At 42.6% G+C, this 8656-nt stretch carries 15 protein-coding genes; all 15 read right to left on the bottom strand.

Annotated features, from left to right (window positions below; all coding sequences use genetic code 11):
• Positions 1-875: 875 nt before the first annotated feature.
• The gene (rplQ, locus tag I6F48_RS17065) at positions 876-1277 is read right to left on the bottom strand and encodes a 50S ribosomal protein L17 (protein WP_002959450.1); all 402 of its coding nucleotides are present in this window, start codon (positions 1275-1277) and stop codon (positions 876-878) included.
• A 39-nt stretch (positions 1278-1316) separates the two neighbouring features.
• Positions 1317-2303, bottom strand: a complete 987-nt coding sequence (locus I6F48_RS17060) for a DNA-directed RNA polymerase subunit alpha (protein WP_002959452.1) — start codon at positions 2301-2303, stop codon at positions 1317-1319.
• A 24-nt stretch (positions 2304-2327) separates the two neighbouring features.
• Positions 2328-2948: a 30S ribosomal protein S4 gene (gene rpsD / locus I6F48_RS17055; RefSeq protein WP_002959461.1), complete on the bottom strand. Its 621-nt coding sequence runs from the start codon at positions 2946-2948 to the stop codon at positions 2328-2330.
• Positions 2949-2969: 21 nt separating this feature from the next.
• On the bottom strand, positions 2970-3356 hold the full coding sequence (gene rpsK, locus I6F48_RS17050) for a 30S ribosomal protein S11 (protein WP_002959471.1): 387 nt from the start codon (positions 3354-3356) through the stop codon (positions 2970-2972).
• A gap of 12 nt (positions 3357-3368) precedes the next feature.
• The gene (gene rpsM, locus I6F48_RS17045; RefSeq protein WP_007584664.1) at positions 3369-3725 is read right to left on the bottom strand and encodes a 30S ribosomal protein S13; all 357 of its coding nucleotides are present in this window, start codon (positions 3723-3725) and stop codon (positions 3369-3371) included.
• 124 nt (positions 3726-3849) lie between these two features.
• Positions 3850-3963: a 50S ribosomal protein L36 gene (rpmJ, locus tag I6F48_RS17040; protein ID WP_002959476.1), complete on the bottom strand. Its 114-nt coding sequence runs from the start codon at positions 3961-3963 to the stop codon at positions 3850-3852.
• A gap of 22 nt (positions 3964-3985) precedes the next feature.
• On the bottom strand, positions 3986-5314 hold the full coding sequence (secY, locus tag I6F48_RS17035) for a preprotein translocase subunit SecY (RefSeq protein WP_007584663.1): 1329 nt from the start codon (positions 5312-5314) through the stop codon (positions 3986-3988).
• A gap of 10 nt (positions 5315-5324) precedes the next feature.
• Positions 5325-5759 (bottom strand): 50S ribosomal protein L15, encoded by a 435-nt coding sequence (gene rplO, locus I6F48_RS17030; protein WP_002959480.1) that lies wholly within the window; start codon positions 5757-5759, stop codon positions 5325-5327.
• A gap of 4 nt (positions 5760-5763) precedes the next feature.
• Positions 5764-5946 carry a 50S ribosomal protein L30 gene (gene rpmD / locus I6F48_RS17025; protein ID WP_002959482.1) on the bottom strand — a complete coding sequence of 61 codons (183 nt, stop codon included), beginning with the start codon at positions 5944-5946 and terminating at the stop codon, positions 5764-5766.
• Positions 5947-5948: 2 nt separating this feature from the next.
• A complete protein-coding gene (gene rpsE / locus I6F48_RS17020) occupies positions 5949-6455 on the bottom strand; it encodes a 30S ribosomal protein S5 (RefSeq protein WP_002959485.1) in 507 nt (168 codons plus the stop codon).
• Between the two features lie 9 nt (positions 6456-6464).
• On the bottom strand, positions 6465-6815 hold the full coding sequence (rplR, locus tag I6F48_RS17015; protein ID WP_002959486.1) for a 50S ribosomal protein L18: 351 nt from the start codon (positions 6813-6815) through the stop codon (positions 6465-6467).
• 9 nt (positions 6816-6824) lie between these two features.
• On the bottom strand, positions 6825-7358 hold the full coding sequence (rplF, locus tag I6F48_RS17010; RefSeq protein ID WP_002959488.1) for a 50S ribosomal protein L6: 534 nt from the start codon (positions 7356-7358) through the stop codon (positions 6825-6827).
• 13 nt (positions 7359-7371) lie between these two features.
• Positions 7372-7764 carry a 30S ribosomal protein S8 gene (gene rpsH, locus I6F48_RS17005; protein ID WP_007584660.1) on the bottom strand — a complete coding sequence of 131 codons (393 nt, stop codon included), beginning with the start codon at positions 7762-7764 and terminating at the stop codon, positions 7372-7374.
• Positions 7765-7785: 21 nt separating this feature from the next.
• Positions 7786-8091 (bottom strand): 30S ribosomal protein S14, encoded by a 306-nt coding sequence (gene rpsN, locus I6F48_RS17000; RefSeq protein WP_165741003.1) that lies wholly within the window; start codon positions 8089-8091, stop codon positions 7786-7788.
• Between the two features lie 10 nt (positions 8092-8101).
• Complete coding sequence (gene rplE, locus I6F48_RS16995) at positions 8102-8641, bottom strand: 50S ribosomal protein L5 (RefSeq protein ID WP_010554915.1); 540 nt, start codon at positions 8639-8641, stop codon at positions 8102-8104.
• Positions 8642-8656: the final 15 nt, after the last annotated feature.

Below are 8656 nucleotides of genomic sequence, written 5' to 3'. Positions count from 1 at the left end.
ATTGTTAAAGAACGTTTTGAGTCGCTTTAGCGTCTCAAGGGATGCGAATAATACACCCTTTATTTTTCGAGTCAACACTTAGTTTTAAACTTTCTTTCGACAATTTAAAACCGAAGTTTTATTTAACTCTCTGAGTAGTTCGTGCCTCGCTATGCTTCGGCGTTTCCCATCTCAGTGGGGTCGCATTATAGGGAGATCCGAAAACAGATCAACCCTTTTTTGAAGAAAACTTGAAATAAAGTGCTGTTCGCTGAGTATTTGAGCTAAACGCTCAAAAACACAACTAAACCACCTGTATCAAGAAGTTTATAGGGCTATTTAAAATCAAAATTATGATAACTAGCTATCAGTAGAGACGTATTTGGATCAACAATCCTGAAAAAGCCAACCAATAAGTTAAGAGTCGTGTTGCTAAAATCATTTGAAATAGTCAAAAGCTGAGATTTGAATTCATTGGGCTATGTTTTATTTAAGAAGTGAGTTTACTTAGGCCGCAATGATTAGCTTTACTATGAGGTTCTTAGTACCGGTATATAGATTAAGAGAGCGAACGCTATATCTTCTGATAAGCTCTAATAAATAAAAACTTAATCAGGGATTGCTTAATGGTAGTTAAATTCGAAGTGCTATCATTAATAACTGTAAATCACTATATAATGAAAATGATCTTTAACTAGAACCTGATAGGCTATTTTCAATCAATGGTAAGTAAAGAGTCACTAGGTAGCTATTAAAATAGCTGTCAAAACAACCTATCGATTCAGAATCTATGAGTCGATACACATAATAGAAGGTAATTACTCGTTCATATAGTTTGACAAATTTTAGGCAAGAAAAAGCCGAGCATAAGCTCGGCTTTTAGGTTTCTTTAAGACTTACTCTGCAGACTGTGCGTCTTCTTGAACTGCTTCGCTAGTCGCTGGGCGACCAACTAGTTCAATATAAGCCATTGGTGCATTATCACCAGTACGGAAGCCACACTTAAGAATACGAGTGTAACCACCTGGACGATCCGCGTTACGTGGACCGATTTCACTGAATAATTTACCAACAACTTCATTATCACGCGTGCGAGCAAACGCTAAACGGCGATTTGCTACACTGTCAGTCTTAGCCAGTGTGATTAAAGGTTCAATTACACGACGTAACTCTTTCGCTTTAGGCAAAGTAGTTTTGATGATTTCATGTTTCACCAAAGAACCTGCCATATTGCTAAACATCGCTTTACGATGGCTACTGTTACGGTTTAATTGACGACCACTCTTACGATGGCGCATGACCCTATCCTTCTAACTAAACTAATATAGTGATTTAGATTATTCAGCTAAACTTGCAGGTGGCCAATTTTCTAGGCGCATGCCTAGAGAAAGTCCACGTGAAGCTAGCACGTCTTTAATTTCAGTTAGAGACTTCTTACCTAAATTAGGCGTTTTAAGAAGCTCAACTTCAGTGCGCTGAACTAAATCACCGATATATTGAATTTGCTCGGCTTTCAAACAATTTGCTGAGCGTACTGTTAATTCAAGGTCATCAACTGGACGAAGTAGAATAGGATCGAATTCTGGCTTCTCTTCTTTCTCTTCTGGCTCAGTTACATCACGTAAATCTACGAATGCATCTAATTGCTCAGCTAAGATAGTAGACGCACGGCGGATCGCTTCTTCTGGATCTAAAGTGCCGTTTGTTTCCATATCAATGATTAACTTGTCTAAATCTGTACGTTGCTCAACTCGAGCTGATTCAACCGAGTACGCAATACGTTCAACTGGGCTAAATGATGCATCAAGCAACAATCTACCAATTGGACGCTCATCGTCATCAGAGGATAAACGACTAGATGCCGGCACATAACCACGACCACGTTCAACACGAATACGCATGCTGATCTCGCTGTTATTTGTAGTTAAATTACAAATAACGTGATCTGGATTAGCAATTGTTACATCGCCATCGTGCTGAATATCAGCCGCAGTAACAGGGCCTACACCAGATTTAGTCAGGGTCAGAAAAACTTCATCTTTGCCTTCTAACGTTACTGCTAAACCTTTAAGGTTTAATAGTATTTCAATGATGTCTTCTTGAACGCCTTCTTTCGCGCTGTACTCATGTAATACACCGTCGATTTCAACTTCAGTTACTGCACATCCAGGCATAGATGAAAGTAATATACGGCGTAAAGCATTACCCAGAGTATGGCCAAAGCCACGCTCTAATGGTTCTAAAACTATTTTAGAACGCGTTGGGTTGATAGCGTCGATGTCGACTAACCTTGGTTTTAGAAATTCTGTAACAGAACCCTGCATTTTATCCTCTCTTAACTCTTAACTTTACTTAGAGTAAAGTTCGACGATTAGTTGTTCATTAATGTCCGCAGACAGGTCTGAACGCTCAGGTAGACGCTTAAAGCTGCCTTCCAATTTCTTACCGTCAACTTCAACCCAAGTCGGCTTTTCACGTTGCTCAGCCAACTCTAGAGCAGCGATGATACGTGCTTGTGTCTTAGACTTCTCACGGATTACAACAGTATCTTCTGGAGTAATTACGTATGAAGGAATGTTCACAACACGACCATTAACTAAAATCGCTTTATGGCTTACTAACTGACGTGCTTCTGCACGTGTGCTAGCAAAACCCATGCGATATACAACATTGTCTAAACGTTGCTCTAAAAGCTGTAACAAGTTTTCACCTGTATTACCTTTAAGGCGAGCAGCTTCTTTGTAGTAGTTACGGAATTGCTTTTCTAATACACCGTATATACGACGTACTTTTTGCTTTTCACGTAATTGTAAACCGTAATCAGATAAACGACCTTTACGGGCGCCGTGCTGACCAGGTGCAGTCTCAAGTTTACACTTAGAGTCGATAGCTCTTACGCCGCTCTTAAGGAACAGGTCAGTACCTTCACGACGACTCAGCTTGAGCTTAGGGCCCAAATATCTTGCCATGTTATTTCTCCTAACCTATTGTTAAACGCGACGTTTCTTCGGTGGACGACAACCATTATGTGGTATAGGCGTCACGTCAGTAATGTTGGTAATACGGTAACCAGCAGCATTCAAAGCACGTACAGCAGATTCACGACCTGGACCTGGACCTTTGATGAAAACTTCTAGATTTTTTAAACCGTATTCTTGAGCAGCAGTACCTGCACGCTCTGCAGCAACCTGAGCAGCAAATGGTGTAGATTTACGTGAACCACGGAAACCTGAACCACCGGCAGTAGCCCATGATAGTGCATTACCTTGACGGTCGGTAATCGTTACAATAGTGTTGTTGAAAGACGCATGAACATGAGCCATACCATCAGCAACTTGTTTTTTAACCTTTTTACGACGAATTGGTGTCTTAGCCATAATACTATCCCCTTATCGCTTAATAGGCTTACGTGGACCCTTACGGGTGCGCGCGTTAGTCTTAGTTCTTTGACCACGTAGTGGTAAAGAGCGACGGTGACGTAGGCCACGATAACAACCAAGGTCCATAAGGCGCTTGATATTTAAAGTAACTTCACGACGAAGATCACCTTCAACAGTGTACTTGCCAACTGCATCACGCAGTACGTCAAGAATTTCGTCTGAAAGTTCACCGATTTTTGTGGTTTCGGCGATACCAGTCGCTACTAAGATAGCCTTAGAGCGAGTCTTACCTATGCCATAAATAGCTGTTAAACCAATAACTGCATGTTTATGATCAGGGACGTTAATGCCAGCAATACGGGCCACTAACACATCTCCTATATTCGAATTTGGTAATCATCTGTTTGAAAAGCCCGTAAGGATACTCAAACGAAGACCAAATTACTACTAAAAACACAGGCCGAGAAAACTCAGCCTGCACGCTGTTTACTTAGCCTTGCCTTTGCTTATGCTTAGGCTCACTGCAAATTACGCGTACTACACCAGCACGTTTAATAACTTTACAGTTACGGCATATTTTCTTAACGGAAGCACGTACTTTCATTGCTCAACTCCGTAAACTGACCTTATCGACCGTAGCCTTTAAGGTTCGCTTTTTTCAGCACAGAATCATACTGATGAGACATCAGGTGAGTCTGTACTTGTGCCATAAAGTCCATGATTACTACAACGATAATCAAAACTGATGTACCGCCGAAGTAGAATGGCGTTTGCCACGCCATCGTCATGAATTCAGGCACCAGACAGATAAAGGTTATATACAAAGCACCTGCCAATGTCAGGCGTGTCATCACTTTATCAATGTATTTAGATGTCTGCTCACCTGGACGAATACCTGGGATAAATGCGCCAGATTTCTTAAGGTTATCTGCTGTTTCACGAGGGTTAAAAACCAACGCTGTATAGAAAAAGCAGAAGAAGATAATAGCTGCTGCTAGTACAAGTGAGTACAACGGTTGACCTGGGGTCAACGTAGTAGCTACAGCTTGTAATACATCAGCAACTGGACCTTCACCTTGGCCGAACCAGCTAGCAATTGTACCAGGGAACAGAATTATACTACTAGCGAAGATTGGTGGAATAACACCCGCCATATTTACTTTTAGTGGTAAATGCGTGCTTTGAGCAGCAAATACTTGACGACCTTGTTGGCGTTTAGCGTAGTTAACAACAATACGACGTTGTCCACGTTCAAAAAACACTACAAGATAAGTAACAGCGAATACGATTACCGCAACCATCAGTAGTACAAAAACATTCAAATCACCTTGGCGCGCCATTTCGACTGTCGAACCAATAGCAGACGGCAAGTTAGCTACAATACCAACAAATATTAGAACAGAGATACCGTTACCGATACCGCGTTCTGTAATTTGTTCACCCAACCACATAAGGAACATAGTACCAGTCACTAAACTCACCACTGCGGTGAAATAGAAACCCATACCAGGGTTAACAACTAACCCCTCCATCATGCCCGGTAAGCTAGAAGCAATACCGATTGATTGAATAGTAGCTAGCACAAGCGTGCCATAGCGTGTGTACTGGCTAATTTTTTTACGCCCTTGCTCACCTTCTTTCTTAAGCTCTATAAACGGAGGATACATATGCGTTAATAGTTGCGTAATAATCGAAGCCGAGATATACGGCATAATACCCAGTGCTAACACTGAAGCTCGCTCAAGAGCACCACCACTGAACATGTTGAACATTTCAACAATGGTGCCCTTTTGTTGCTCGAAGAAATCGGCAAGTACAGCGGCGTCAATCCCAGGGATCGGCACAAATGAACCTAGACGGTAAATTATGATAGCACCCAATACGAAGAGTAATCGGCGCTTCAATTCCGAAAGTCCACCTTGTGCACTTTTTGTATCTTGACCTGGTTTAGCCATTAGTACTTCCTTAGTCTTCTACCTTGCCTCCGGCAGCTTCAATAGCTTCGCGAGCACCTTTAGAGGCTTTAAGGCCTTTAACGGTAACAGCGCGTGAAACTTCGCCAGATTTAACAACTTTAACGAAAAGAACGTTCTTTTTAACTAGACCAGCTGCTTGTAACGCGCTTAGGTCTACCACATCGCCTTCAACTTTAGCGATTTCAAAAAGGTTTATTTCTGCAGATACTAAAGATTTGCGAGAAGTGAAACCAAATTTAGGTAGACGACGTTGCATAGGCATTTGACCGCCTTCAAAACCAACGCGTACTTTGCCGCCAGAACGTGATTTTTGACCTTTGTGACCACGACCACCAGTCTTACCTAGACCAGAACCGATACCACGACCAACACGTTTTGGAGCAGTTTTTGAACCTGCAGCAGGTGAAAGTGTATTCAAATGCATCGAATTAACCCTCTACCTTAACCATGTAAGAAACCTTGTTTATCATACCACGTACACATGCTGTGTCTTCTAACTCAACAGTGTGGTTGATACGACGTAAACCAAGACCGCGTAATGTAGCTTTATGTTTCGGTAAACGACCGATAGAGCTTTTTACTTGTGTTACTTTTACAGTTTGATTTGCCATGGTTACCCCAGTATTTCGTCTACGCGAAGGCCACGTTTTGCAGCGATTGACTGTGGAGAATTCATATTCTCAAGAGCCGAAATCGTTGCACGTACCACGTTGATTGGGTTAGTAGAACCGTAACATTTAGAAAGTACGTTCTGCACACCAGTCACTTCAAGTACTGCACGCATAGCACCACCTGCAATGATACCAGTACCTTCAGATGCTGGTTTCATGAACACTAGTGAGCCAGCATGACGTCCCTTAACAGGATGCTGTAATGTGTTGCCATTTAGGTCTACGTTGATCATGTTACGACGTGCTTTTTCCATTGCTTTTTGAATAGCAGCTGGAACTTCACGTGCTTTACCATAACCGAAACCTACTTTACCTGCGCCATCACCAACTACAGTTAGTGCAGTAAAGCTAAAGATACGACCACCTTTAACTACTTTAGACACACGGTTCACCGCGATTAGCTTTTCAGCTAGATCAGGCTGTTGTTGCTTTGCTTCTACGTTAGCCATAGTCTACTCCTAGAATTGCAAACCGGCTTCACGCGCAGCATCAGCTAGCGCCTTCACACGGCCGTGATATTTAAAGCCACTGCGATCAAAAGCAATCTTTTCGATGCCTTTGTCAGCCGCACGTTCAGCAACCGCTTTGCCAACTGCTTGCGCAGCTTCAACGTTACCGGTGCCTTTAACTGTTTCGCTAATAGCCTTTTCAACAGTAGAAGCAGCAGCCAGTACATTACCCTCAGCATTTACAACTTGAGCGTAGATGTGACGTGGCGTGCGGTGGATAACAAGACGCGTTGTGCCTTGTTCAATATAATTTCTACGAGTGCGTTTAGCACGACGTAGACGAGCTGTTTTTTTATCCATCGTCTTACCTTACTTCTTCTTAGCCTCTTTACGGCGTACATTCTCATCTGAATAACGAACACCCTTACCTTTATAAGGCTCAGGTTTACGGTATGCACGAATGTTAGCAGCTGTTTGACCAACTAACTGCTTATCTACGCCCTTAACTAGAACTTCTGTTTGGCTTGGAGTTTCAATCGTAATTCCTTCAGGAACTGCGAAATTAACTGGGTGTGAGAAGCCAAGAGTTAAATCTAATGTTTTACCCTTAGCTGCAGCACGGTAACCCACGCCTACTAACTGAAGTTTCTTCTCGTAACCTTCATGCGTACCAACAACCATGTTGTTGATTAGAGCGCGAGCAGTACCTGCTTGAGCCCATGCATTCGCTACGCCATCACGAGGTAAAGTAGTAATAACGTTGTCATTAACTTGTACTTCAACAGCGTTGTTGATAGTACGAGTAAGTTCACCGTTTTTGCCTTTAACTGTGATTTCCTGGCCTTTTAATGTAACTTCTACACCGGCAGGAACAGTAATTGGTGCCTTTGCTATGCGAGACATAGTTCCCCTCCGATTAAGCTACAAAACCAATGATTTCACCACCAACACCAGCACTACGTGCTGTGCGGTCTGTCATTAGGCCTTTAGAAGTTGATACGATAGCGATACCAAGACCACCCATTACCTTAGGTAATTGGTCACGTTTCTTATAGATACGTAGACCAGGGCGACTTACACGCTGGATATTTTCAATTACAGCTTTGCCTTCGAAGTACTTCAATTCGATAGAAAGCTCAGGTTTAGTTTCACCGTTAACGGCGAAATCTACGATATAACCTTCGTCTTTTAGTACTTTAGCTAATGCTACTTTCAGCTTTGAAGTTGGCATCGTTACAGATACTTTCTTCGCTGATTGACCGTTACGAATTCGTGTGAACAAATCCGCGATAGGATCTTGCAAGCTCATAGTCTTACTCCCATGATTCTATTACCAGCTAGCCTTTTTAAGGCCAGGAATTTCACCGCGCATAGCTGCTTCGCGAACTTTAATACGGCTCATGCCGAATTTGCGAAGGAAACCATGTGGGCGGCCCGTAATGTTACAACGATTACGTTGACGTGCAGGGCTAGAATCACGAGGTAAAGCTTGTAGCTTAAGTACCGCGTCCCAACGATCATCTTCAGATGTATTAACATCACTGATGATAGCTTTTAGTGCTGTGCGCTTTTCAGCGAACTGAGCAACTAGTTTTGTGCGCTTTGCTTCGCGCGCTTTCATAGAATTCTTTGCCATAACCCTACCCTTATTTCTTAAATGGGAAGTTAAACGCTTCTAACAACGCACGGCCTTCCTCATCAGATTTCGCAGAAGTAGTGATAGTAATATCCATACCGCGTACACGGTCTACTTTATCGTAATCGATTTCTGGGAAGATGATTTGTTCACGTACGCCCATGCTGTAGTTGCCACGTCCATCAAAAGACTTAGCACTTACGCCACGGAAGTCACGAATACGTGGGATAGCGATTGATACCAAACGCTCAAAAAAGTCCCACATACGCTCGCCGCGTAGGGTTACTTTACAACCAATCGGGTAACCTTCACGCACTTTGAAGCCAGCAACAGATTTGCGTGCTTTAGTGATTAGAGGTTTCTGACCAGAGATTGCTGCTAGATCCGCTACTGCGTTATCTAAAATCTTCTTGTCAGCTAGGGCTTCGCCCACGCCCATATTCAATGTGATCTTTTCGATCTGAGGGACTTGCATGACAGAGCTGAAACCAAACTTCTCTTGAAGTTCCGCAACTACTTTGTCTTTATATACTTCATGCAGTTTCGCCATCATTCTACTCCAACT

The sequence above is a fragment of the Pseudoalteromonas sp. SWYJ118 genome (assembly GCF_015864505.1).
GTDB classification, from domain to species: Bacteria; Pseudomonadota; Gammaproteobacteria; order Enterobacterales; family Alteromonadaceae; genus Pseudoalteromonas; species Pseudoalteromonas arctica.
The sequence above is the reverse complement of the archived record's forward strand: the minus strand, read 5'-3'. Positions and strand labels throughout refer to the sequence as shown.

Excerpts from the sequence above, each read along its gene's own strand:
- rplQ (WP_002959450.1), bottom strand. The coding sequence starts at position 1,277 with ATGCGCCATCGTAAGAGTGGTCGTCAATTAAACCGTAACAGTAGCCAT.
- I6F48_RS17060 (WP_002959452.1), bottom strand. The coding sequence starts at position 2,303 with ATGCAGGGTTCTGTTACAGAATTTCTAAAACCAAGGTTAGTCGACATC.
- rpsD (WP_002959461.1), bottom strand. The coding sequence starts at position 2,948 with ATGGCAAGATATTTGGGCCCTAAGCTCAAGCTGAGTCGTCGTGAAGGT.
- rpsK (WP_002959471.1), bottom strand. The coding sequence starts at position 3,356 with ATGGCTAAGACACCAATTCGTCGTAAAAAGGTTAAAAAACAAGTTGCT.
- rpmJ (WP_002959476.1), bottom strand. The coding sequence starts at position 3,963 with ATGAAAGTACGTGCTTCCGTTAAGAAAATATGCCGTAACTGTAAAGTT.
- secY (WP_007584663.1), bottom strand. The coding sequence starts at position 5,314 with ATGGCTAAACCAGGTCAAGATACAAAAAGTGCACAAGGTGGACTTTCG.
- rplO (WP_002959480.1), bottom strand. The coding sequence starts at position 5,759 with ATGCATTTGAATACACTTTCACCTGCTGCAGGTTCAAAAACTGCTCCA.
- rpmD (WP_002959482.1), bottom strand. The coding sequence starts at position 5,946 with ATGGCAAATCAAACTGTAAAAGTAACACAAGTAAAAAGCTCTATCGGT.
- rpsE (WP_002959485.1), bottom strand. The coding sequence starts at position 6,455 with ATGGCTAACGTAGAAGCAAAGCAACAACAGCCTGATCTAGCTGAAAAG.
- rplR (WP_002959486.1), bottom strand. The coding sequence starts at position 6,815 with ATGGATAAAAAAACAGCTCGTCTACGTCGTGCTAAACGCACTCGTAGA.
- rplF (WP_002959488.1), bottom strand. The coding sequence starts at position 7,358 with ATGTCTCGCATAGCAAAGGCACCAATTACTGTTCCTGCCGGTGTAGAA.
- rpsH (WP_007584660.1), bottom strand. The coding sequence starts at position 7,764 with ATGAGCTTGCAAGATCCTATCGCGGATTTGTTCACACGAATTCGTAAC.
- rpsN (WP_165741003.1), bottom strand. The coding sequence starts at position 8,091 with ATGGCAAAGAATTCTATGAAAGCGCGCGAAGCAAAGCGCACAAAACTA.
- rplE (WP_010554915.1), bottom strand. The coding sequence starts at position 8,641 with ATGGCGAAACTGCATGAAGTATATAAAGACAAAGTAGTTGCGGAACTT.